26 protein-coding genes are annotated in these 22,821 nt (G+C 37.2%); 22 read left to right on the forward strand and 4 right to left on the reverse strand.

The annotated features are described in order from the left end of the window. Window positions 1-76: 76 nt before the first annotated feature. From BTR25_RS10260 to BTR25_RS10320, 13 genes are all read left to right on the forward strand, one after another. The gene (locus BTR25_RS10260) at window positions 77-973 is read left to right on the forward strand and encodes a superoxide dismutase (protein ID WP_075687985.1); all 897 of its coding nucleotides are present in this window, start codon (window positions 77-79) and stop codon (window positions 971-973) included. Between the two features lie 133 nt (window positions 974-1,106). Beyond that, window positions 1,107-2,252: a D-alanyl-D-alanine carboxypeptidase family protein gene (locus BTR25_RS10265; RefSeq protein WP_139311214.1), complete on the forward strand. Its 1,146-nt coding sequence runs from the start codon at window positions 1,107-1,109 to the stop codon at window positions 2,250-2,252. After that, a complete protein-coding gene (locus BTR25_RS10270; protein WP_075687986.1) occupies window positions 2,245-2,832 on the forward strand; it encodes a nucleoside recognition domain-containing protein in 588 nt (195 codons plus the stop codon). Before BTR25_RS10265 ends, BTR25_RS10270 begins: the two co-directional genes overlap by 8 nt. Window positions 2,833-2,837: 5 nt before the next feature. Further along, window positions 2,838-3,374: a spore maturation protein gene (locus tag BTR25_RS10275; RefSeq protein WP_075687987.1), complete on the forward strand. Its 537-nt coding sequence runs from the start codon at window positions 2,838-2,840 to the stop codon at window positions 3,372-3,374. Between the two features lie 215 nt (window positions 3,375-3,589). Further along, a complete protein-coding gene (gene rluB / locus BTR25_RS10280) occupies window positions 3,590-4,324 on the forward strand; it encodes a 23S rRNA pseudouridine(2605) synthase RluB (protein WP_075687988.1) in 735 nt (244 codons plus the stop codon). 101 nt (window positions 4,325-4,425) lie between these two features. Beyond that, on the forward strand, window positions 4,426-4,950 hold the full coding sequence (gene resA, locus BTR25_RS10285; protein ID WP_075687989.1) for a thiol-disulfide oxidoreductase ResA: 525 nt from the start codon (window positions 4,426-4,428) through the stop codon (window positions 4,948-4,950). A 21-nt stretch (window positions 4,951-4,971) separates the two neighbouring features. Further along, entirely contained in the window at window positions 4,972-6,600 is a 1,629-nt protein-coding gene (resB, locus tag BTR25_RS10290) for a cytochrome c biogenesis protein ResB (protein ID WP_075687990.1), read from the forward strand. Next, window positions 6,601-7,788, forward strand: a complete 1,188-nt coding sequence (gene ccsB / locus BTR25_RS10295; RefSeq protein WP_075687991.1) for a c-type cytochrome biogenesis protein CcsB — start codon at window positions 6,601-6,603, stop codon at window positions 7,786-7,788. Between the two features lie 160 nt (window positions 7,789-7,948). Next, window positions 7,949-8,665, forward strand: coding sequence for a response regulator transcription factor (locus BTR25_RS10300; RefSeq protein ID WP_075687992.1), 717 nt, complete (start codon window positions 7,949-7,951; stop codon window positions 8,663-8,665). Continuing rightward, window positions 8,662-10,440 (forward strand): ATP-binding protein, encoded by a 1,779-nt coding sequence (locus tag BTR25_RS10305; protein ID WP_075687993.1) that lies wholly within the window; start codon window positions 8,662-8,664, stop codon window positions 10,438-10,440. Before BTR25_RS10300 ends, BTR25_RS10305 begins: the two co-directional genes overlap by 4 nt. A 216-nt stretch (window positions 10,441-10,656) precedes the next feature. After that, the gene (gene sigX / locus BTR25_RS10310; protein ID WP_075687994.1) at window positions 10,657-11,205 is read left to right on the forward strand and encodes an RNA polymerase sigma factor SigX; all 549 of its coding nucleotides are present in this window, start codon (window positions 10,657-10,659) and stop codon (window positions 11,203-11,205) included. Continuing rightward, a complete protein-coding gene (locus BTR25_RS10315) occupies window positions 11,183-12,373 on the forward strand; it encodes a GerMN domain-containing protein (RefSeq protein ID WP_075687995.1) in 1,191 nt (396 codons plus the stop codon). Before sigX ends, BTR25_RS10315 begins: the two co-directional genes overlap by 23 nt. A gap of 175 nt (window positions 12,374-12,548) precedes the next feature. Beyond that, window positions 12,549-13,274 (forward strand): peptidoglycan DD-metalloendopeptidase family protein, encoded by a 726-nt coding sequence (locus BTR25_RS10320; protein WP_075687996.1) that lies wholly within the window; start codon window positions 12,549-12,551, stop codon window positions 13,272-13,274. Window positions 13,275-13,824: 550 nt separating this feature from the next. On the opposite strand, the gene BTR25_RS10325 is transcribed toward BTR25_RS10320, so the two are convergent. Further along, window positions 13,825-14,073: a ferredoxin gene (locus BTR25_RS10325; protein WP_075687997.1), complete on the reverse strand. Its 249-nt coding sequence runs from the start codon at window positions 14,071-14,073 to the stop codon at window positions 13,825-13,827. A gap of 277 nt (window positions 14,074-14,350) precedes the next feature. Between BTR25_RS10325 and BTR25_RS10330 the strand changes: the two genes are divergently transcribed. From BTR25_RS10330 to BTR25_RS10350, 5 genes are all read left to right on the forward strand, one after another. Beyond that, complete coding sequence (locus tag BTR25_RS10330) at window positions 14,351-15,388, forward strand: YpbB family protein (protein ID WP_075687998.1); 1,038 nt, start codon at window positions 14,351-14,353, stop codon at window positions 15,386-15,388. Then, entirely contained in the window at window positions 15,388-16,896 is a 1,509-nt protein-coding gene (locus BTR25_RS10335) for a RecQ family ATP-dependent DNA helicase (RefSeq protein ID WP_075687999.1), read from the forward strand. The genes BTR25_RS10330 and BTR25_RS10335 overlap by 1 nt, the downstream gene beginning before the upstream one ends. Next, on the forward strand, window positions 16,893-17,492 hold the full coding sequence (locus BTR25_RS10340; RefSeq protein ID WP_075688000.1) for a CPBP family intramembrane glutamic endopeptidase: 600 nt from the start codon (window positions 16,893-16,895) through the stop codon (window positions 17,490-17,492). Before BTR25_RS10335 ends, BTR25_RS10340 begins: the two co-directional genes overlap by 4 nt. A 1-nt stretch (window position 17,493) precedes the next feature. Beyond that, entirely contained in the window at window positions 17,494-18,147 is a 654-nt protein-coding gene (locus BTR25_RS10345; RefSeq protein WP_075688001.1) for a LysM peptidoglycan-binding domain-containing protein, read from the forward strand. Window positions 18,148-18,229: 82 nt separating this feature from the next. Then, window positions 18,230-18,685 (forward strand): DUF2663 family protein, encoded by a 456-nt coding sequence (locus tag BTR25_RS10350; RefSeq protein WP_075688002.1) that lies wholly within the window; start codon window positions 18,230-18,232, stop codon window positions 18,683-18,685. A gap of 28 nt (window positions 18,686-18,713) precedes the next feature. Here BTR25_RS10350 and cotJC read toward each other — a convergent pair whose 3' ends face one another. The 3 genes from cotJC to BTR25_RS10365 form a co-directional block, all read right to left on the reverse strand. Continuing rightward, window positions 18,714-19,283 (reverse strand): spore coat protein CotJC, encoded by a 570-nt coding sequence (gene cotJC, locus BTR25_RS10355; protein WP_075688003.1) that lies wholly within the window; start codon window positions 19,281-19,283, stop codon window positions 18,714-18,716. A gap of 66 nt (window positions 19,284-19,349) precedes the next feature. Continuing rightward, window positions 19,350-19,610: a spore coat protein CotJB gene (locus BTR25_RS10360; RefSeq protein ID WP_075688004.1), complete on the reverse strand. Its 261-nt coding sequence runs from the start codon at window positions 19,608-19,610 to the stop codon at window positions 19,350-19,352. Beyond that, window positions 19,607-19,837, reverse strand: a complete 231-nt coding sequence (locus BTR25_RS10365) for a spore coat associated protein CotJA (RefSeq protein ID WP_075688005.1) — start codon at window positions 19,835-19,837, stop codon at window positions 19,607-19,609. Before BTR25_RS10365 ends, BTR25_RS10360 begins: the two co-directional genes overlap by 4 nt. Window positions 19,838-19,981: 144 nt before the next feature. Here BTR25_RS10365 and BTR25_RS10370 point away from each other — a divergent pair, with 144 nt between their 5' ends. The 4 genes from BTR25_RS10370 (at window position 19,982) to BTR25_RS10385 (ending at window position 22,783) form a co-directional block, all read left to right on the forward strand. Next, on the forward strand, window positions 19,982-20,614 hold the full coding sequence (locus BTR25_RS10370) for a CBS domain-containing protein (RefSeq protein WP_075688095.1): 633 nt from the start codon (window positions 19,982-19,984) through the stop codon (window positions 20,612-20,614). A gap of 62 nt (window positions 20,615-20,676) precedes the next feature. Next, the gene (locus BTR25_RS10375) at window positions 20,677-21,045 is read left to right on the forward strand and encodes a hypothetical protein (RefSeq protein ID WP_075688006.1); all 369 of its coding nucleotides are present in this window, start codon (window positions 20,677-20,679) and stop codon (window positions 21,043-21,045) included. A gap of 23 nt (window positions 21,046-21,068) precedes the next feature. Next, window positions 21,069-21,857, forward strand: coding sequence for a metallophosphoesterase (locus tag BTR25_RS10380; protein ID WP_075688007.1), 789 nt, complete (start codon window positions 21,069-21,071; stop codon window positions 21,855-21,857). 29 nt (window positions 21,858-21,886) lie between these two features. Then, window positions 21,887-22,783: a MerR family transcriptional regulator gene (locus BTR25_RS10385; protein ID WP_075688008.1), complete on the forward strand. Its 897-nt coding sequence runs from the start codon at window positions 21,887-21,889 to the stop codon at window positions 22,781-22,783. Window positions 22,784-22,821: the final 38 nt, after the last annotated feature.

A 22,821-nucleotide genomic window follows, 5' to 3' on the forward strand; every position in this document is an offset into this window, starting at 1 on the left:
TTACTAATTAATATTAATCATAAACCTGACGGTAATTCATACTCTTTAGGTAGTTAAGTTTTTAAGGAGGTATACAATGAGTCAGTTTAGGAATTATCTACAAGAGCTGTTTAAGTGGAATGAAGATATAAAAAAGTTTTTAGGCTCGCAGGAGGTCGAAAACAATACGGAGCTATGGGAACAACTCGATCGCTTTACAAAATTAGTAGAAAATGGCAGCAACAGTGGACAATTGTCGGACACAGAGCTGCTAAATCTTCAGACAGAAGCTGAGAATATTCATGAGCAGATGGAGAATTATTTTAATAGGAAACGGGTTGTAGGAACGATTTGGGTAAATGAAAAAGTAATTCCCCCTGGCGAACATACCCTCCCTGCACTCCCATATGCATACAACGCCCTAGAACCCTATATCTCAGAAGAAATAATGAGACTTCATCATGATAAGCATCATCAATCATATGTAGACGGTTTAAACAAAGCAGAACTTAAACTTAAGGATGCAAGGAAAACAGGTGACTTTTCCTTGATTAAACATTGGTCGAGAGAATTGGCTTTTCACGGATCAGGACACTATCTTCACACAATATTTTGGAATAATATGACCCCGAATGGTGGGGGGAGTCCACAAGGTCCGCTAAAAGAGAAAATAGATAATTATTTTGGGAGCTTCGACAATTTTAAGAAACAATTCTCAGAAGCAGCAAAACAAGTAGAAGGAGTCGGATGGGCTTTGCTAGTCTGGTCTCCTCGTGCAAGGCATTTAGAAATTCTTCAATCCGAAAGACATATGCTTTTAACACAATGGGATACTATTCCATTGCTTGTTCTAGATGTTTGGGAACATGCCTACTATCTCCAATATAAGAACAATAGAGGAGAATACATTGATAATTGGTGGAAAATTGTAAACTGGAACGATGTAGAACTACGCTTTGATCAAGTAGCTGAGATAAAATGGCCGGCTTTTTAAGTTTTTGTCAGAGCAATCAGTGTTTTTTGCTGATTGCTTTTGTTTAATATGGACAAAGTGTCATAACAATTCTTGTCCTGCATAAAATTTTATAAAACGCGAAAAAGCTAAAGAAGGGGACGAGGTAAATCTTATGAGAATGATTTGGAAGCTAGTCATTTTTACCCTCATGCTCTCACTCATCATGGCAAACATTCCTCAAAAGGTGGATGCTTCTGTTTCCGTAAGTGCACGCAGTGCTGTATTAATGGAACAAGAATCTGGACGTGTCCTATTTGAGAAAGATGCTCATACAAAAAGGAGAATAGCTAGTATTACTAAAATCATGACAGCGGTGCTAGCGATTGAGTCAGGGAAAATGAGTGATATAGTGAAAGTAAGTGAACAAGCTACCCGTACGGAAGGGTCATCGGTATATTTAAAGCCTGGAGAAAAAATAAAATTAGAGCACTTAGTTTATGGGTTAATGCTACGCTCTGGTAATGATACTGCAGTAGCAATTGCTGAAAATGTTGGCGGCAGTTTAGAAGGTTTTGTGTATCTGATGAACCAAAAGGCAAACGAAATTGGGATGTTAAATACCCATTTTGCCAATCCGCATGGTTTAGATGACCATGAGGACCACTATTCAACAGCATATGATATGGCGTTACTGACACGTTATGCAATGCAATATGAGAAATATAGAGATATTACCGGGACAAAGGAGCATCATGCACCAAACCCAGCAGAGAATTGGGAAAGAGAATGGAAAAACAAAAACCGCCTTCTAACAAAATATAAATATACAACAGGCGGTAAAACAGGATATACCAAACGTGCAAAAAGAACCCTTGTTACTACTGCTGCAAAGGGTGAAATGAACTTAATCGCAGTAACGATCAATGCTCCAGATGACTGGAATGATCATATTGCAATGTTTGAAAATGGTTTTAAAGCTTATGATATGGCGGAGGTGTTACCAGAAGGAAAATTAAAGCTTAAAGAAAACGAGGATTATAAGAATCAATTATATATAAAGGATTCATTTGTATATCCTGCAACAAAAGAAGAAATGGATTTATTTACCGTTAAATATAAACTGAACAAGCCGCCTGAAAATTGGGACAGGTCCAAGAATAATGAAGCAATCGTTGGAAGAGCATTAGTATACCTTGATGAAAAAGTTATTAAGGATTTGCCAATCTATTATGAAGCGATTCCAGAAAAGAAAAAGGGATTATTCGACTCCTTAAAAGAAATATTCCTATCCATTCTAGGTGTGAAAATGAATGGTTAATTACATTTGGGTTTTCATGATGGTAATTGGAATTGTTTTTGCAATGATAAACGGAACAATGGGAGAAGTTAACAAGGCTATATTCGATGGAGCAAAGGAAGCTGTTACTCTCTGCATTGGATTAATAAGTATACTCGTTTTTTGGCTAGGTTTAATGCGTATTGCCGAGGAATCAGGACTACTGAAACGGCTATCAAAGTTATTTAGACCTTTAGTAAAGAGATTATTTCCTGAGATACCACATAATCATCCAGCCATGGGCTATATTTTATCCAATATGATAGCCAATATGTTTGGTTTGGGGAATGCAGCCACTCCTCTTGGAATTAAGGCAATGGAAGAGTTAAAACGTTTAAATGGGGGAAAGAACTCAGCAAGCAGATCAATGGTAACCTTTTTAGCAATCAATACAGCAAGTATCACCATCATTCCTACCACGGTAATTGCTATTAGGATAAACTATAATTCTGCTTCTCCAACTGAAATAGTTGTACCGACCTTAATTGCAACTATTATTTCAATGCTAGGAGCAGTGATGATTGATCGTTATTTCTATTACCGGCGGAGCCGTAAAGGATGAGAAGCATGGAAATTATTTCACTCATTTCTCTAGGATTTATACCTGTATTAATAGGCTTTATACTCTTGTATGGAACGTTTAAGCAAGTTCAAACATATGAAAGCTTTGTTGAAGGTGGAAAAGAAGGAATCAAGATAGCTGTTTCAATTATTCCTTTTTTAGTTGGAATGTTAGTGGCCATTTCAGTGTTTCGTGCCTCAGGAGCATTAGAAGCTCTAATGAATTGGATCCGGCCAGCAATGGAGGCAATCAATGTCCCCGCTGAAATCGTACCCTTGATTTTAATAAGACCTATTTCAGGTACAGCTGCGCTTGGCATGACTAGTGATTTAATTGCAGTTTATGGACCAGACTCATTTATTGGCAGACTAGCTTCTGTCTTGCAAGGAAGTACAGATACGACCTTCTACGTGTTAACTGTATACTTTGGAGCAGTTGGCATTAAAAAAATGGGTGATGCACTAAAAGTGGGATTACTTGCGGATGTGGTAGGAATTATAGCAGCGGTTGTTGTCATCACACTATTTTTCGGAGCAGTTTAGTTTGTTTTACGATTTTTCATACTAAGTATTGGCAGGTTCCTTATAAAATAGGGCTTGCTTTTTTATTTTTAGGGTTTATTAATATCACCTGCTTTGAAAAAAGGCAAAGTTGTGTCATAATTCATTAGGATAGAATAATGAATTTTGTTTTTTTGGGGAATTTGGTTTTTCCCTACGTGTCCGAATACAGGCTAACATATGAGGTGAATTAATAAATGGAAAGATTACAAAAGGTAATTGCCCGTGCAGGCATTGCTTCTAGAAGGAAATCTGAAGAATTGATTAAGGAAGGTAGAGTAAAAGTAAACGGAAAAATCGTTACTGAACTAGGGATAAAGGTGACTCCTTCTGATCGGGTAGAGGTTAATGAAGTACAAATTGAGAGTGAAGTACCTGTTTATTTCTTATTATATAAACCCCGTGGTGTCATTTCGAGTGTAAGCGATGAGAAAGGAAGAAAGGTGGTAACAGATTTCTTTCCACATTTAATGGAAAGAATTTATCCTGTTGGTCGTCTTGATTACGATACATCAGGCTTATTGCTGCTAACCAACGATGGTGAGTTTGCTAATTTACTAATGCATCCTAGTAACCAAATTGAAAAAGTATATGTGGTTAAAACAAAAGGAATTCCAGCAAAGGAAAACCTCCGTAAATTGGAGAGGGGAATTCGTCTAGAGGATGGAAAAACTGCACCAGCAAGAGTTAAAATGCTTTCTGGAGATACGAAAAAACAAACAGCTATTATCGAAATTAGCATTCATGAAGGACGTAATCGACAGGTTAGAAGAATGTTTGAGGCAATAGGTCATGATGTTCTGAAATTAAAAAGAGAACGATATGGATTTTTAACATTGAGTGGTCTAACAGCGGGAGATGCAAGGGAATTAACTCCACATGAGGTGAAACAATTAAGAGCGATGGCAATGGATTTAAAGAAAAAGTCATAAAGATGTCACAATTCCATTCATCATTTACACTGTGTAAATGATGATAAATGATATACTTTAGACAAAATGTATCGGAGACTAGAAATACTGGGGGAGGACTTATGAAAAAACGGCGATTAATTATGAGGACAATCATCCTGCTCGTTCTAGGTGCAGCCGTAGCCTATACATTGTATGCAAACTTAACTAAAGACAAATTAGATCGAGTGGCTATTGGCAAGGAAGCTCCGGATTTTGTATTGGTAGATATGGATGGAACGAAACATCAATTATCCGAGTATAAGGGGCAGGGTGTATTTTTGAACTTTTGGGGAACATGGTGTAAGCCCTGTGAGGAAGAAATGCCTTATATGAATAATCAATATCATCAATTTAAAGACAGCGGGGTACAAATTCTAGCAGTAAATATTAGTGAGTCAGAGCTGGCGGTTAATCAGTTCGCAGCTCGACATAGCCTTGATTTTCCAATATTAATCGATAAGGATGATCAAGTCCGGACCGCTTATAGTATTGGTACGTTACCTGCAACTTATTTAATTGATAAAGATGGCAAAGTCATTAAATACCATACCGGACAGCTGACAGAAAGAGCAGTAAGGGAGTTCATGGAGAAAATTAAGCCGTAAGGTTGTTGGGAGATTTTTCAAATGAAAGATGTAAAATGTGAATGTGGTCATGTTAATCCACATGGGACCGTCTTGTGTGAAGCATGCGGGAAGGTTCTCGTTGAAGAGGCTATGGAAACTAAACTGCTCGATATGCGATATGAAGGCAGTGCTCGACGCTCACAAACATATAATAAAACGATTGTTGATAAAATATGGAATTTCTTTTCCTCTGTTAAGGTAGGAGTTAGTTTAATTGTTATTACCCTAGTTGCCTCAGCGGTTGGCACCATTCTTCCTCAGGAAATGTATATTCCTTCTGTACAGCCAAGTGTATATTACCAAGAGGAATATGGGTGGGTTGGAAAGCTATACTACGACTTAGGTTTTCATGACTTATATAGTTCTTGGTGGTACTTAATTTTAGTTGCCATGATTGGCGTCTCCCTTGTCATTTGTAGTCTTGATCGGGTAGTCCCGTTGTACAAAGCGTTAAAAGTACAAAATGTCACAAGACATGAAGGTTTTTTAAGACGCCAGCGTATCTTTGGTGTAACTGAGAGTGTCAATGTAAAGGACTTGGCTAGTATAAAGGAAGGTTTAAAGGCTAAAAGGTACAACGTTCGCGAAAAAAATGGTGACCTGCTAGCTGAAAAGGGCCGTTTTTCTCGCTGGGGCCCTTATGTAAACCACGTTGGACTTATTATTTTCTTAATTGGCGGTATGCTTAGATTTGTACCTGGTATGTATATCGATGAAGTCTTGTGGCTTCGTGAAGGGGAAACAAAGGTAATTCCTGAAACAGACGGACAATATTATATTACTAATAATAAATTTACCGTAGACCATTATGATAAAAATGAAAATAAAACTTTTGAAGCAGCTATTGACCGTGCGGGTATGGTTGTGAAAAACTACCAAACAGATGCTGTTCTTTATAAAAGAACAGGACCCGCTATTCCGGGTGAAGCACCAGATCTCAATAAGGTGAAGGAACATAAAATTAGAGTTAACCAGCCGTTGAAGTTTGAACATTTTGCTCTTTATCAGGTTGACTTTAAACTAAACGAATTAAACACCATGACCTTTTCCTTAACTAACAAAACTACCAAGGAAACCTTCGGGGATCTAAAAGTTAACCTTTATGAACCGGAGCCGAAGTATGAATTGGGCAATGGATATAGTGTAGAATTAATTAGTTATTTTCCCGATTTTGAGTTTGCAAAAACTGGGGAACCAACGACAAAGTCTAGAATCCCAAATAATCCTGCCTTTGTATTTAAAATGTTAACACCTGAAAAACCGCAGGGGGAAACAAGCTTTGTTGCGATTCAGCAGACGATTGAACCATTAGGGGAAAATGAATACAAAATGGCATTTAAGGGTGTTGAAACAAAAAATGTAACTGCCCTAACAGTTAGAAAAGACTTAACACTTTGGATAATTGCACTTGGCGGTGTTATTTTCATGATAGGAGTTGTACAAGGTGCCTATTGGAACCATCGAAGAGTCTGGATTCAACAAAAAAATGGACAGGTTTGGGTTGCGGGTCATACGAATAAAAACTGGTATGGTTTGAAAAGAGAATTAGAGATAGTATTTTCAAATACAGCTATAAATATTCCAGAAGATCAACTTCAAGAGAAAAATACGGATAAGGAGGGAGTCTAGTTGGTAACAATAAGTAGTAATTTACTTTATATTGCATTTATTTTATATTTAGTTGCGACCCTCTTCTTTGGCGGTGCCATAAAGTCAAATCATGGTATGGAAGAAAACAAAAAGGGAACAAATCGGTGGGGGAAATTAGCCGTTCTTCTTACCATTATCGGCTTCATTGCTCAAATAGGTTATTTCATTACAAGATGGGTTGCAGCTGGACATGCACCAGTTAGTAATTTATTTGAGTTCACAACATTTTTTGGAATGTGTCTTGTCGGTGCGTTTATCGTAATATATTTTATCTATCGAACTCCGCTTTTAGGTTTATTTACGTTACCGGTTGCTATTCTTATTATTGCTTATGCGAGCATGTTTCCAAGAGACATTTCACCATTAATACCTGCATTGCAAAGTGACTGGCTGCACATTCATGTAACAACTGCAGCACTCGGAGAGGCTATTCTAGCGGTGAGCTTTGCCGCAGGACTGATCTACTTGGTTAAGGTTATTGATCAGACAAAAGCTAGTAAAAGAACATTTTGGCTAGAAGCTGTAATGTTTAGTTTAGTGACAACAGTAGGTTTTGTTTTAGTTTCAACGGTCTTTTCAACTACGGATTATCACGCTGAATTTAAATGGATTGATAAGAACAACCAGGAAGTAACAATGGAATACACCATGCCGGCGATAACAGGCCCCCATGAATGGGAATTAACAACAAAGGGTAAATTTGAACCGCTTGTTGAAATGCCAGCTATTATTAATGCCAAAAAATTAAACACTGTTATTTGGTCTCTTATCGGCGGAATTCTACTTTATGGTGTAATAAGGCTTTTATTAAGAAAGCGGATGGCTGCCGCTTTACAACCTTTAGTAAGAAATATTAAGCTTGATTTAGTTGATGAAATTAGTTATCGATCCGTGTTAATCGGGTTTCCAGTGTTTACACTCGGAGCATTGATATTTGCAATGATCTGGGCGCAAATTGCATGGACACGTTTCTGGGGATGGGATCCAAAAGAAGTTTGGGCACTCATCACCTGGCTGTTCTATGCTGCATTCCTTCATCTGCGTCTCTCAAAAGGGTGGCATGGTGAGAAATCAGCTTGGCTTGCCGTAATTGGCTTTATCATTATTATGTTTAACTTAATCGCAGTAAACCTAGTCATAGCCGGTCTCCATTCATACGCAGGTTAAGACACCAACCTTATAGGCCTTCACCTTAGTGAAGGTCTTTTTAGAAAAAATTTTTATGTTTAATCGTCAAAATTTAGACACTTTTTAAACAGCCATTTTCTTTAAATTATAGATTAAACGATTAGCATTTTGTACAATAAACTGCATGGGGGGATTATAAATGGAAAAAGACGTGAAGATTTTAGTGGTTGATGATGAAGAAAGGATTCGCCGCCTTTTAAAGATGTACCTTGAGCGTGAGGACTATCTAATTGATGAAGCTGAGGATGGAATTGAGGCACTCGCGAAGGCTACAGCAAATGATTATGATGTAATCCTTTTAGATTTAATGATGCCAGGTAAAGATGGAATCGAGGTTTGCCGAGAACTGAGAGAAAAGAAAGCGACTCCGGTTATCATGTTAACAGCAAAAGGTGAAGAAGTTAACCGTGTGCAAGGGTTTGAAGTCGGCACAGATGATTATATTGTGAAACCATTCAGCCCGAGAGAGGTAGTTCTTCGGGTCAAGGCACTATTAAGAAGGTCTTCTCAAACTTCTTACTTGCAAACTGATACAACATCTAAAGATATTATCGTATTTCCACATTTAACGATTGATAATGATGCTCACCGGGTAACTGCCGATGGTAAAGAAGTAAGTTTAACACCAAAGGAATACGAATTGCTTTATTTCCTATCTAAATCACCAGATAAAGTATTCGACCGTGAACAATTACTAAAGGAAGTTTGGCACTATGAATTTTTCGGTGATTTACGTACAGTCGATACGCATGTGAAGCGTCTCCGCGAAAAGTTAAACAAGGTTTCGGAACAGGCCGCTAGGATGATTGTAACGGTTTGGGGAGTGGGGTATAAGTTCGAGGTAGTAAATGAATGACCTTTCTAAGAAGTGTAGTAGGTAAACTTTGGTTTACTATTATTTTTTTAGTATCCTTTATTCTGTTTATATTAACAGTGATGCTAGTAGAATTCTTTGAGAATACCAACATTACTCAAACTAAAAATGATTTGACGCATACGGCAGAGAAAATTGCCAGGGTTTTAGAAGAACATCCAGAAGAACAATTTCCGCTGGGGCTTGAAATATCTTGGGAAATTATAGATGAGGTTACAAAGGTGGTTATCATTAAAAATTCTGATGAAAGCTATTACTCACCCAATACGGAAAACGGAGTAAAGGTCCAATTATCAGAACTTAGAGATGATAACGAACTAGCAAAAGTATTTGAGGAACGTACTTCGGTTGAGAAAGTTTCTAACCTCTCCAGTGAACGTGAAGATATTGAAACAAAACACTTTATTATCGGTGTCCCACTTCAGTTAGATCCTGAAGAGAATGGAGCCGTATTTATTTACCAGTCATTGGAGGATGTACAAGAAACAACACGTTCTACCACAAGTTTTATATTATTGGTAGCCGGTGTGGCGATCATTTTGACGACAATATTTGCCTTTTTCCTATCAACAAGAATTACAGCTCCTTTGAGGAAGATGAGGGAAGCCGCTTTTGAAGTTGCAAGGGGTAAGTTTGATACCAAAGTACCCATATTAACGCATGACGAAATTGGTGAGCTGGCAACAGCCTTTAATCAGATGGGGCGTCAATTAAAATTTAATATGAATGCCTTAAGTCAGGAAAAAGAGCAGTTAGCAAGCATCTTAAGCAGTATGGCAGATGGGGTAATTACCTTTAATCGTGATGGGACCATCTTAATCACCAATCCACCCGCTGACCGCTTCCTCCAGTATTGGTATTACGAAAAAGGGGGAAACAGCAGTAACACGGAAGCTATTCCTTCAAAGGTTATGGAGCTGTTTCAGCTTGCAGTTGATACTGAGCAGGAGCAGGTTGGTGAAATCTCGCTTCAAGGCCGTCACTGGGTGATTCTTGTAAGTCCGCTATATAGCAATCGATTTATCCGTGGGGCAGTTGCCGTCTTGAGGGATATGACAGAGGAACGTCAGTTGGATAAGTTAAGAAAAGACTTTATAGCTAATGTATCTCATGAGTTAAGGACCCCGATTTCAATGTTGCAGGGTTATAGTGAAGCGATTGTTGATGATATTGCGGAATCTCAGGAAGAGAAAAAGGAAATGGCTAAAGTGATCTATGATGAATCGTTAAGAATGGGACGGCTTGTAAATGAGTTACTGGATTTAGCTAGGATGGAGGCTGGCCATATCCAGTTAACAGTTGAGGTAATGGATCTTGATTCTTTTATGAATCGAATTGTTCACAAGTTCCAAGGCCTAGCTCGGGAAAATGATATTTATCTAAGTGCAGAGCTAGATAAAGATATTCCGGCCATTTCATTTGATCCAGATCGTATTGAGCAGGTATTGACAAACTTAATTGATAATGCAATTAGACATACTCCTGAAGGGGGTTCTGTCCGGTTACACGTTACGCAGCACGAGAAAAGTATTAAAGTGGAAGTATCCGATTCTGGTTCAGGTATACCTCAAGAAGACTTGCCTTTTGTTTTTGAACGGTTTTATAAAGCAGACAAGGCCCGAACAAGAGGAAGAGCTGGGACAGGCTTAGGGTTATCCATTGCTAAAAACATCATCCATGCTCACCGAGGACATATATCGGTTCAAAGTAAAATCGGACAAGGAACGACATTCACCTTCCTTTTACCTCGAATATAGCAAAAAAATAGAAAATTATGCCGATTGTTCTTGATTCACGAGAAACAATAAGGTTTCGTTTAACAACTCATTCAATTTGAATGAGTTTTCTTTAAGTTTGAGGCTTTAACTTCTTTAAATTGCCTTTCTTTTTATTTACAGAAAGTCTATATTAAAAATGTGAAACTTTTTATACATAGGTATCGACTAATACTATGAACGGGGAGGGGAAATGATTTGGACTCCGTTTTCGATGAGCTATATCAAAAGTATCATCATGACGTTTTTCAATTTCTATTTTATATGGTAAGAAATAAGGAACATGCTGAAGATCTTGTACAAGAGGTTTATATCAGGGTGTTTAAGTCTTATCACCGGTTTGAAGGTAAAAGCAGTGAGAAAACATGGCTATTTTCGATTGCAAGAAATGTGGCAATCGATTTCTTTCGCAAGCAAAAAGGCTGGAAAGATCGGTTACTTGATAAATTTGATTGGTCTACAAGTCAAGTCAAGGATGAATATCCCATACCTGAGGAGATTACCGTTCAAAATGAAGAGATTAAGTGGATCTATAAATGTCTTGAATATTGTACGGTAGATCAAAGATCAGTAATAATCCTTCGGTATCTTAATGGTCTTTCTATTGCTGAAACGGCTCAAACACTTGGCTGGACAGATAGTAAGGTGAAGACAACACAGCATCGAGCTCTAAAAGTATTAAAAAAGCACATGGAAATGTTTTACGAAAAGGAGGGTTTAGAAAGTGAGAAAATCAGAGTGGAGTGATAAACAGCTTGAGGATTTATTGAGGCAAATGCCGAAGATACAGGATCAGCGCCATCCTCGCGAGATCTACCAAAATCTCTCTGTAAAAAAGCGGAAAAGGCCAATCTGGTTATTACCTGGAATTGCCACAGCCGCCGCCGCGCTTCTTTTTCTAATTCTTATTCCTAAACTCATGGTTGGAACTGAGTATTCGTTAGACCGTGCCCAGGAAGAAAAGTCATCCTCAGCAGAAAACTCTAGGATGACAGAAGACAATGCTAACTCAATAATGATGGAAAAACAAGACGATGCGAGTCTCGAAGAAGAATTAACACATTCTCAGCTTGAACAGGCTGCTCTTGGAGGCGGCAAAACATTATTATTTGAGGAAGAAATAGGCAATGGTAGGGTTATAACGTATTGGATTCCAGATTCACAGGTGCAAAATCTAGTTCCAATTTCGACCGTTGTTACTCATGAAGAGGGAGCAAATTGGTTAACAGTGTTTACGGAAACTATGGAAAAGTTAACAGAAGAAGAGTGGGGTTTAAGTGAATTTTACCCGCTTAATGCCACCTTAACTATAGACGCTAAAGATAATAGTTTAATGGTTGATGTACCCAAAGACCATAAATATGGGCAAGGATCAGCCATGGAAACAAACTTTATTAGTAGTTTGGTTAGAAATATAGCATCAAATAGTGATATAAGTAAAATTAAATTTTTTACAAATGGTCAACCAGGAATCGAATTGGGGAATTATGGTATTTTAAATGAATTACCCGTTAATCCAGATGAGAATCGTGCTTATTTTCGATTTACACCTGAAGGTGAGCAACTGCCAATGCTCGTTCCATCTTCAGATTCTTACAAGGACATTAACGCTGCTCTCAATGCTATGATGAAGGGGCCATCACCAGAGACGGGGTTATCTTCTTCCTTGGTGCCTTCCATTCAAATTCAGAATGCAAGCATAGCTGGAACCCAATTAGTCATAACCTTAAGTGATGGTTCAAACTTGGAAAATAATATTGATACCATGTATTCAGTCGAAGCAATATTATTAACGGCCAAGGATTTTGGGCTAAAAACTGTACTATTTGTAAATGCCCCAATTGAATATTTAGGACCTTATCAATTAACTGCTGAAATAAAAGTTCCATTAGCAGCAAATTATCGTCCACTCTAATACTAAGAAAATCGATCTTAAAAGTGATCGATTTTTTTGTATAAAAAGTCGAATGTCTCCAAATTATAACAAGTATGCTCAGGCAACCTCTCCAAAAATGGAACCAAATGTTCTATTTGTTCATAAACTGACATATGGTTTTGAAGGAGAGGACAAGAACTAAGGAGGAAGAAAATTGCGAGACTACATAAGGCGGCTATTAATCGCCGCAATTATGGCGCTATGTGTTGGTTTATTATTTCTTGGAGGTACACAAACAGAAGCGAAAACCCCAGAGTCAAATGAGCTTCAAAAGGAATGGATATGGCCAACTGATGGCATCATATCTGATACATATGGAACTAGGAATGGGGATCATAAAGGAGTGGATATTGCAGGGAACCTTAACTCCCCTATTATTGCTGTAGAAGACGGAATAATTGAAAAGTCCTATTATTCCAATACATATGGCCATGTTGTATTTATTAAACACCCAAGTAATTTTGTCACCGTATATGCGCATTTGAACAAAAGATTAGTAAAACCTGGACAAAATGTAAAACAAGGAGACAAAATTGGCACAATGGGAAAAACGGGTGAATCCACAGGAGTTCACCTCCATTTTGAAACCCATCAAACGGAGTGGACATTCGATAAGAAAAATGCTTTTAATCCTGAAATACTGTTAGGTAAGGCGGAAGTAGGATTTACTGTCCTTGGAGGGAGAAAAAGTAACGGTGAGGAAACTTTAGAGGCTAGCTCCTATCCAAAGGAAAGTAAAAATCATTATGTTGTACGAGCTGGGGATACACTAACCGCTATCGCAAGGGAAAATAACCAAACAGTTGCCAAGTTAAAGGAATTTAATCAACTCCAGTCTGATTTAATCAAACCAAATCAAATACTCATCGTAGATCAATGATCAAAACCCGCTGCAAAGTGCAGCGGGTTTTCTTAATAGAAAAGTATTTTTGTGAATAAAAACGTAACAATTGATCAAATTTCTTATAAAGCCTTATGACAGGTAGTACAACTGGAATACTATTTATTCTGTCAGCAATTTTTATGCTATGTTTATTCGAATGCAAGCCTGGATCAACCGGTTAACTTAATAAAAAATACTTAAGGTCAAAAAGCAGCCAGAGAGCATCTGGCTGCTTTTTTGCAAAAGGCTGTGTTAAACTAGGCTGTTGATTTACGCTACAGTCGCTATGCTTTCCGCGGGCTCGCCCGTGAGCCTATTACAGCTTCGCACCTGTGGGGACTCACTCAGCTCGTACATTCCGCAGGACAAGGAAGGCTACGGTAGCGAAACATCGCACGAAGAAAATGTGATTTTCATTTTCGAGGAGTCAAGCGCCTTTCACTCCAATCAACAGGTTATAAAATCAACAGTATCCATTAACACAGCCTTGCAAAAAAATTCCCCCTTATTGAAAAGGGGGAGCAGCTTAATTACAACCTTTTGACAATTATTCGAATTTTGTTGCGTCGCCCTCAAATGGTTCGTCAGCGACTTTAATAGAGTCTGTAGGGCAACCCTCGAAAGCATCCATCATGTCGTCAATTAAAACATCAGGAATTTCAACAATTCCTTCGTTATCATCAAGTGTTACAAATGCGATGCCCTCATCATCATAATCGTAAATATCAGGTGCTGCAGCACCACAAGCTCCACATGCAATGCAAGTTTCTTTGTCAACGATTGTATACTTTGCCATGAAAAAAACCTCCCAATAAAATAACAAAAATTATTCTTACTTATGCTTCCACTGGTTATGGAAACGCATTACTCATTCCTATTGTAAAACTGTATGACTAACTTTTCAATAGAAAAGTGCTCAGTATTTAAATACTTAGATATAAGTTAGAGTTGAATCCTGCTTATTATTTACAATGTAACGAATCTCTTCTTGATATGATAATGCATGCATTCATGTTATGATAATATAGAAAAACATCAAAATTTGTCGATACTAAATATAAAGTGGTGGAGATATGCAATATATCGAGAACGTTATGCTATATTGTTTAAAGCAATTAAATGGAGAAAGAACTATTTATTCCATCTACCATCTTTTGAATGGAAAAAAGTCATCTCAAACGCTTCAGGATGCACATTTATTTCTACTTAAAAAGTATTTCCGTATACTCGAATCTTTAACCAGAGAAGAATTTGATCAGATCATGAAACAATTAATCGATAAACAATATATTGAGACTATCGGGGAACAAAAGTTTGTGCTGAGCAGTCTCGGGGAAAAAGCTCTGAATACTACTATGCCTAATGAGTATATAAATGGGTGGAAATATCATCATTTGACATCTTTAGTTTGGGAAAGATTGTCCTTGATGGTTCAGGTAACCTCTAATTTAACTTTCCAAGAATCCCAATATATTCCGGTTCAAAAAAGTTCCGACGTTCACAACTGGCTAAAAAAGGTGCTTAAGAAACAATTGGTTCAGAAAAATGAGATGGGGAGAATTCTTTTTTTGGAATTAGTAGATTGCCTTGAAGGAGCAAAGGACCTTAATCCTTCTGTATTAGTCTTCCGATTAACCGGTTATCAACAAATTGGACTTACCTCAATACAAACAGCTCATATGCAGAAAATGAATCTAATGGATTATCACCTTGAATTTACTTCGATCATTCATTATATCCTCCAAAGGCTTGAAAAAGATTTTACCCGCTATAAATTGTTATCTTTGCTCTTATACGATATACAGGAGAATGACATACTAACACTTTCAGCCAGAAAAACATGGAGCCTGTTATCCCAAGGGTTCTCCTTAAAAGAAATTGCCGAAATACGAAAATTAAAAATGAGCACAATTGAAGACCATCTTATAGAGTTTGCCCTAAATGTAGAGAATTTCTCGATAGACACATATGTTGAGAGAGAGATCCAACAAAAAATACTCAAAATTTCCCAACGAGAATCCTCCAGACAACTTAAGGTCATTAGGAATTTCCTAGAAGAAGTCTCCTATTTTCAAATAAGACTGGTTATGGCAAAGTATGGTGATCGATAATGGAACTAGAAAAATTATTAAAAAAGCATTTTGGTTTTGATCAGTTTAAGCGAGGTCAAAAAGAGGTAATAACGTCTATTCTTAGTGGCAATCATACGCTGGCAATGTTACCCACAGGTACAGGGAAATCGATCTGTTATCAACTTCCTGGTTATTGTACCAAAGGGCAGACATTAATTGTCTCGCCCCTTTTATCGCTCATGCAGGATCAAGTGGAACAACTGATGAAGTTCGGAGAAAAAAGGGTAGTTGCGTTGAATTCCTTTCTGACTAACGAAGAGAAGTCAGATGCCTTTCAGAATTTATCTAAATACAAATTTATCTATATTTCTCCAGAAATGTTAAGTATTCCATGGGTCATCAAAAGGCTTCAGCAATTGTCCATTTCTCTTTTTGTAGTAGATGAAGCTCATTGTATTTCACAATGGGGATACGACTTTCGGCCAGACTACTCGAAGCTCGGAGAAGTGCGATACAAACTAGGAAATCCACTTACCCTTGCATTAACTGCGACGGCTACGAAAAACGTAAGGGAAGATATCATACAATCCCTCCAATTAAAAGAATTAAATAGATACGTATCATCAGTAGACCGTGACAATATTGCTTTTTATGTAGAAGAGGTCCCTGATTATCTTGGAAAAAAACAACGAGTATTTGACCTAGTTTCACAATTAGAAAAACCTGGGATTATATATTTCTCTAGCAAACGGATGGCTGAGGAAATGGCCTCTTTGTTAGCGAATCAAGGGAAAAACCGGGTTATGGCTTATCATGGGGGATTAGACCAAGAACAAAGGATACTTATTCAACAGCAATTTATTAATAACCAATTAGACGTAATTTGTGCAACAAGCGCATTCGGAATGGGTGTAAATAAAGAAAATATTCGTTTTATTATCCACTATCATATGCCTATGCAAATAGAATCGTATTTACAGGAAATAGGCAGGGCCGGTAGAGATGGCCAAAAGAGTATTGCGATATTGTTATATTCTCCAGGAGATGAGCAGCTCCCCTTGCAGCTTGCTGAAGGAGAGTTACCTTCCGAACAGCAAATAGATTGGCTGTTCAGAAACTATCCACAGATCCTTCAAGAAGTCGATTCTTCCCTCCATTCATATCAACAGTTCGGAGAGCACGCTGGTTTGTCAGAAGTCCAGTGGAGGCTATTACAAGACTTAATAAATCAGAATCAAGGAATTTCAAGTCTGCAGATGTTGAGGAATAAGATTTTACAAGTAGTGAATGGGAGATTGACAGAAAAGAGAGAGAATATACAATACCTGAAAGAATGGATACGTTCCAATTCCTGTAGAAGAGAAATAATCCTTAACTATTTTGAAGAAGAATTAATGCCTGAACAAAATGAGTATTGCTGTGATAATTGCGGCTTGGAAGTTGCTTCATATAAACAGAAAGACAGTAGTGTTGGTTCTTCCGCAAATCAGAGTGGATGGAAGGACTATTTAGAAAATATTTTAACAAATAGCAGGTTAAGTAAATGAAAAAAAAATATACAGAATTAATTAATGGACTAACAGATAAAGAACTATTGTTTCATCTTTATATGACACAATTGATTTTGTTGGTTATGTCGATTATTTTGGGATTTCTTCTTTATGACCGTTACTCCTTTTTACAAAATACCGACATAACTGACCCAAGAATATTTACGATTGGGATTCCAGCTGGTATCGCTGTTGTTCTTTTAGATATTTTGTTAATGAGATATCTTCCGCCTTCTTTTTATGATGATGGGGGATTAAATGAGAGGATTTTCAGAAATAGGAATGTTCTTCATATTGCATTTATTGCAGCCTTTGTAGCGTTTAGCGAGGAATTATTGTTTCGAGGAGTGATTCAGACTAAGGTTGGTTTAATTGTTGCCAGCATAATCTTTGCAATCATCCATTATCGATACCTTTTTAATTGGTTCTTATTTTCAAACATTGTGCTATTAAGCTTTTTAATTGGTTTTATATATGATTGGACTAATAATCTGGCTATTACTATTGTGATGCACTTTACCATTGATTTCTTATTAGGTCTATATATTAAGTGTAAAAAGGTAAAAGATGTCAATGTCCAGGAAGGAGATTAATATGAATAAGGAAGAACCGTATCGTGACCAAGCCGAAAGATTAAGGAGAAGAATTGAGAAAATCAATGAACAAAACTTAGTTGAACAGGATAAACTGCCCCCAAGAGAGCAAATTCATCGTCAAAAACGAAAAAAAACAAAGATGAAAATAAAATATCCTGTCATTCGGCTATTGGTTTTATCGTTTATTCTTCTTCCGATCATTATCTTTAGTATGAATTCTTATTATAATGACAAGAATCGGGGTGGTGTAGAAAAAACTACTGTGCCTACCTCTGGCTACGAAACCGTAAAGTTTGAAGAAGCTAATACTGATCATATTGTGGATGAAGATAAGGAAGAGGAACAGGCTGTTGTTGAGGTAGATTTGGCTGTTGAAACTGAGCCGGTAGAAGAAGTGATCCCACCTGAAAATGAAGCTTCTGAAAATGGAGTCGAAACTCCTGAAACAACTGCATCAACGAAAAATGATGAAACGAAAACCCAGCAAAATAATTTTATCTACCACACAGTTCAGCCTGGTGAAAACCTTTTTAGAATATCGATGAAATATTATCATTCGAAGGCCGGAGAGGAAATTATAAAAAAAGCGAATAAGCTGTTAAATGAGAATGTATATGTTGGACAGGTATTGAAGATACCACTTGAAAATTAACCGATCTGTGATCGGTTTTTTTATTGTAAAAATCATATTCAAAGGGACAAGTTCATATTAATGAAGGGAGGAGGGTGATAAAATGGATTCTCCAATCCTTTTACTAGAATATACGGATGAAGCAACGAAACATATGCTGGAAAATGTGAGAAAAAGAAAACAAAAATTTGATGATGCTAAAAGGTGGCATTATTACTCCATTTATGGAACGCTCTTTTTTGCCTTTATTTTCTTTGCCTATTTTTATTTCACAATAGCGAAATTTTATTCTTATTCCTTTTTCGCAATGTTTTCTGCCTCAGTCAACGATAGCGTTAGTGTTTTTTTGTTTTTTGTTACACTTGGCATATATGGGGCTATGAATGTTTTGAGACAGCAGAAGGATAAAAAGGAAAAGGAATATCAAGAATTACGATGTGAAATTGTGGATCGAAGTAAGGATTTATGGAAAAAAGAAGAACAGTGGAATAACCGGCATCATGTTTTTGAAGTAATGAAAAAGAAATATGATATAAACCTTTATCATGAAAAAAAATAAAGAAGCAGACAGACCTGCTTCTTTGATATTAAAATATCCTTTTCTTATCTCTTTCATCTTTTAATATTTCAACAGCCTCGCGGAAACGCTGAGAATGGATAATTTCTCTTTCGCGAAGGAAACGAAGACCATCATTTAAATCAGGATCATCACTTAAATTAATAATCCACTGATAAGTCGCTCTAGCCTTTTCTTCGGCTGCAATATCCTCATATAAATCAGCAATTGGATCACCTTTTGCTGCAATATAGGAGGCAGTCCAAGGGACACCAGCGGCATTATGATAAAATAAAGCACCATCATGATTTGCGTAATGGTCTCCTATGCCTGCAGCTTTCATTTGTTCGGGAGTGGCGTCTTTTGTAAGCTTATAAACCATCGTTGCAATCATTTCTAGGTGTGCAAACTCCTCAGTGCCAATATCAGTGAGCAGTCCTATAACCTTATCGGGTATGGTATACCTTTGATTTAAATAGCGAAGTGCGGCTGCAAGCTCTCCATCTGCACCACCGTATTGTTCAATTAAGTATTTTGCTAATGTTGGATTGCATGTACTTACACGAACAGGATACTGTAGTTTCTTTTCATATACCCACATCGATTTTTTCCCCTCCCTATTTAAAGTTTGATTATTACCCATTTTAAAAGTCAAAGGCAAAACGATTTATACCTGCCACGGCCAAGGAGAGTCATTCCAATTCCAGGGGTGTCCGGAATAACTATTTCCATATTGCAGTAAGGGTCCAAACTGACTCTCAAATAGTTTTTTTATTTTTTTCCTCTCTTTCGCATAATGATTGAATTGTTTAATCGCTTCTAAGTCATCAGGGTGAGTATCCAAATATAATGTTAGTTCGACAAGGACAAAGTCAACTGCTTGAAGCTGCTCAAGCACCTGATAGTATTCAGCAGGGACTTGTTTCATTCTGGAATCCCTCCTTTTGCTTTCTCATAAGGGTTGTAGTATGGATCATAAAAGGGTTTCCATAGGGTTCCCGCCTTTAGGGCCTCAAGTGGTGTAAATTGTGGAAGATTTGGTGGTTGAAATCCCATATAAAGATTTGGGGGAGTAGAGTATACTTTTTCAGGTATTGGCTTGCAGGGGTCATAGGGACTGGCGTACGGCTGCCAAGTTTTGTATAGAGTAAACATAATAGCCCTCCCTCGGGTCAATTTAGTTTATAAATATGAAAAGAATCTTCATATCATGACATAATCTTTTATTTGTAGAGGGTTCTTTGCTACTATTGTTGAAGTATAATAATGATGCAGGATTATTACTTTGAGGTGATGGGGATGTTTGTAAAAAATATTATGATTCCTAGAAATGAGTGCGTAACAGTAGAAAAAGGTACACCGGTAATGAATGCTTTAGAACTGCTGGAAAAGCACCAGATTGATGGAATACCGGTTTTAGAAGGCAGTCGCTATTTAGGAGTTGTTACTCGTTACAATATTTATGAAAATTATTTTATTTCTGGTCAGCCAAAAGAACAGTATTTAGCAGAGACCTTAGTAAATGATGTGGCAACACATCAAGATGACTTTTTAGAGGGTGGAGAAATGTTTGAGCGAACTCTGTTAGAGCTTAAAGACTTTCCACTGTTAGCTGTTCTAAGTGAAGACCAAAAATTTCTTGGGGTGGTAACACGTTCTGATGTGTTGACTACATTTGGCAGTGCTTTTGGAATCAATCGTCCTGGTGTCCGAATTGCCTTTACTTCTGTTGAAACTGAAGGACGAATTGCTCGTCTTTCAGAAATTGCCCATCACTTCCATGAACATATTATATCCCTTGTTACCTTTGATGAAACAGATAAACTAGTTAGAAGAATTGTCATGAAAATTGAGAAAAAAGATAATATCAATCGTTTTACTAAAAAGCTTGAAGAACATGGTTTTAGAATTTTAAGTATTCAAGAGGACTAGTTGCCTGATAATTGGAAAGTATAGGAATCCTTTTCATACAATCGTATGGGAGGGATTTTTTTATGCTGAAAATAACTTGGAGACTTTTTATGACTTTTTTATGTGGGTATTTATTAATACAATGGTTTCCTGTTATTCATCCCGTAAAGTTTTCTGATTTTATGATAAGGTTAATTATCAATCCGTTAGAATTCTTTGCTGCTTCAATTGCCTTCGTTTTCGGATTAGTTATGAGCGGCCAATTACTGGAAGAGATGATCCAGCATGTCATAGGGGTGTTGAGGAAACAAGATTCCATGTCACATTCTACCATAGCTGCCTTAACGGGTTTAACTTTTGTTTACTTTTTCCTTTTTCAAAGCGGTTGGGAACAAACAACTGTCCTTTTTAGTTTTAGCTTTCTTTATGGTATGATTTCCTTAAACAGTTGAATTAAAAAAGGGGAAAAGAGAGTATGATGATTGCTATTTTGGTTGGTATCCTTCTAGGCATATCTCTCTTGTTGTATATGGTGAGAGAAGCGTTTTTAAATAAAATTGTGCATCATGAATTTGCTTTTAGCGAATTTCCGGCAACATTCGGCAAGGTCACGATTTTTTTTATCTCTGATATACATAGGCGAGTCATTGCTGATAAAGTTATTGAAGAAGTAAAAGGGAAGGCTGATATTGTCATTATTGGCGGAGATTTAACAGAAAAAGGGGTACCGTTTGATAGGGTTAAGGAAAATCTGAAGAAGCTTAAACAGCTTGCACCAGTTTATTTTGTTTGGGGTAATAATGATTATGAAACAGATTATCGCAAATTGGATGCTACCTTTCTTGACTATGGAATAAAGGTTTTAGATAATACAGCAGTTACCTTTGAGTCAAAAAGCGGCGATAAATTATCTGTTTTAGGGATAGATGATATCAATCAAAAGCGGGATCGTCTCGATTTAGCTTTATCTGACGCGGAGTCAAAAAGTTTTAAGATATTAGCCAGCCATTATCCTGATATAAAAAATAAGCTAATGCCGGATCATAAAATTAATCTTGTTCTCAGCGGGCACACCCATGGGGGACAAATACATATTCTTGGCTATAGTCCATACAAAAAAGGTCGAGTCGAAAAAATAGGGAACACAACAGTTTTGATCAGTAATGGCTATGGTACCACTGGGGTGCCACTTAGGCTTGGCGCTCCTGCAGAATGTCACTTAATTACCTTAATTCATGATAGCAGTATTAAAAATAATAATTAATACGTTTCTAAGTTAAGCGGGGGAAACAGATGGAAGACCAAGAGGGTAAATATAATATTAAAGCTGTATCATTAATGCTCGGAATCCAGCCGGGAACTCTCAGGGCATGGGAAAGACGGTATAAAATGATTGCGCCAGTCAGAAACGACTCAGGGCATCGATTGTACACGGAGGAACATATTAAACTTTTAAGAATATTATTAAAGAAAACCAATCAAGGGTTTACAATTAGTCAAGCTGTAGCCATGATTAACCAAAAACCTTTATATGTAGAAACAGATGCAGAACAGCCTATTTATCAACAACAGTTAGTAAGACTGACAGAAGAGCTGTTAGAAGCATTCATTAAGTTTGAAGAACCTAAGGCACAAGAGGTGATAAATACATTATTTTCTATATTTACTGTTGAAAAAGTTATCTTTGACGTACTCAGCAACGTTCTGGTTAATATGGGGAGGTTATGGGAAACGGGTAAAGCAAATAGCAGTCATATACATTTTGCCTCCATGCTCATAAGGTCACGAATAGCTTCTATTTATTATAACCACACGGCTAATCCGCTTCGGCCAAAAGCAGTAACCTTTTGTAGTCCGGGTGAATGGCATGATATTGGCCTTTTAATTTTTTCGTCTTTTTTACGTCGGCAGGGGTTAAATGTTATTGATTTGGGAGCTAATATCGGTGCAGATGACCTGGATCAGAGTTTAAAAATAATTCAGCCAAAGTATTTATTTATATCCTGTACAATGGAGGAGAATATACCACCGACAATTGAACTGATTAATCAGCTTACTGAAAAATTTCCAAGTCTTCGAATTGGTCTAGGGGGCTCTGGATTCTGTACATTAAAGCAGGTGGAGAAAAAACAGCTTTCAAATATATTCGTTGGTCAAACTATAGCTGAATGGGAGAAGTGGCAAATGTAAAGGATGATACATAGACAAAGCACCAACCTGAATTTATG

Source organism: Bacillus sp. MRMR6, assembly GCF_001940785.1.
Taxonomy (GTDB): Bacteria; Bacillota; Bacilli; order Bacillales; family Cytobacillaceae; genus Neobacillus.

Excerpts from the sequence above, each read along its gene's own strand:
- BTR25_RS10370 (WP_075688095.1), top strand. The coding sequence starts at position 19,982 with ATGTTTGTAAAAAATATTATGATTCCTAGAAATGAGTGCGTAACAGTA.
- resA (WP_075687989.1), top strand. The coding sequence starts at position 4,426 with ATGAAAAAACGGCGATTAATTATGAGGACAATCATCCTGCTCGTTCTA.
- BTR25_RS10380 (WP_075688007.1), top strand. The coding sequence starts at position 21,069 with ATGATGATTGCTATTTTGGTTGGTATCCTTCTAGGCATATCTCTCTTG.
- BTR25_RS10365 (WP_075688005.1), bottom strand. The coding sequence starts at position 19,837 with ATGTTTACTCTATACAAAACTTGGCAGCCGTACGCCAGTCCCTATGAC.
- resB (WP_075687990.1), top strand. The coding sequence starts at position 4,972 with ATGAAAGATGTAAAATGTGAATGTGGTCATGTTAATCCACATGGGACC.
- BTR25_RS10265 (WP_139311214.1), top strand. The coding sequence starts at position 1,107 with ATGAGAATGATTTGGAAGCTAGTCATTTTTACCCTCATGCTCTCACTC.
- rluB (WP_075687988.1), top strand. The coding sequence starts at position 3,590 with ATGGAAAGATTACAAAAGGTAATTGCCCGTGCAGGCATTGCTTCTAGA.
- BTR25_RS10330 (WP_075687998.1), top strand. The coding sequence starts at position 14,351 with ATGCAATATATCGAGAACGTTATGCTATATTGTTTAAAGCAATTAAAT.
- BTR25_RS10270 (WP_075687986.1), top strand. The coding sequence starts at position 2,245 with ATGGTTAATTACATTTGGGTTTTCATGATGGTAATTGGAATTGTTTTT.
- BTR25_RS10335 (WP_075687999.1), top strand. The coding sequence starts at position 15,388 with ATGGAACTAGAAAAATTATTAAAAAAGCATTTTGGTTTTGATCAGTTT.
- BTR25_RS10345 (WP_075688001.1), top strand. The coding sequence starts at position 17,494 with ATGAATAAGGAAGAACCGTATCGTGACCAAGCCGAAAGATTAAGGAGA.
- BTR25_RS10305 (WP_075687993.1), top strand. The coding sequence starts at position 8,662 with ATGACCTTTCTAAGAAGTGTAGTAGGTAAACTTTGGTTTACTATTATT.
- cotJC (WP_075688003.1), bottom strand. The coding sequence starts at position 19,283 with ATGTGGGTATATGAAAAGAAACTACAGTATCCTGTTCGTGTAAGTACA.
- BTR25_RS10360 (WP_075688004.1), bottom strand. The coding sequence starts at position 19,610 with ATGAAACAAGTCCCTGCTGAATACTATCAGGTGCTTGAGCAGCTTCAA.
- BTR25_RS10350 (WP_075688002.1), top strand. The coding sequence starts at position 18,230 with ATGGATTCTCCAATCCTTTTACTAGAATATACGGATGAAGCAACGAAA.
- BTR25_RS10300 (WP_075687992.1), top strand. The coding sequence starts at position 7,949 with ATGGAAAAAGACGTGAAGATTTTAGTGGTTGATGATGAAGAAAGGATT.
- BTR25_RS10260 (WP_075687985.1), top strand. The coding sequence starts at position 77 with ATGAGTCAGTTTAGGAATTATCTACAAGAGCTGTTTAAGTGGAATGAA.
- BTR25_RS10325 (WP_075687997.1), bottom strand. The coding sequence starts at position 14,073 with ATGGCAAAGTATACAATCGTTGACAAAGAAACTTGCATTGCATGTGGA.
- BTR25_RS10375 (WP_075688006.1), top strand. The coding sequence starts at position 20,677 with ATGCTGAAAATAACTTGGAGACTTTTTATGACTTTTTTATGTGGGTAT.
- BTR25_RS10275 (WP_075687987.1), top strand. The coding sequence starts at position 2,838 with ATGGAAATTATTTCACTCATTTCTCTAGGATTTATACCTGTATTAATA.
- BTR25_RS10385 (WP_075688008.1), top strand. The coding sequence starts at position 21,887 with ATGGAAGACCAAGAGGGTAAATATAATATTAAAGCTGTATCATTAATG.
- BTR25_RS10340 (WP_075688000.1), top strand. The coding sequence starts at position 16,893 with ATGAAAAAAAAATATACAGAATTAATTAATGGACTAACAGATAAAGAA.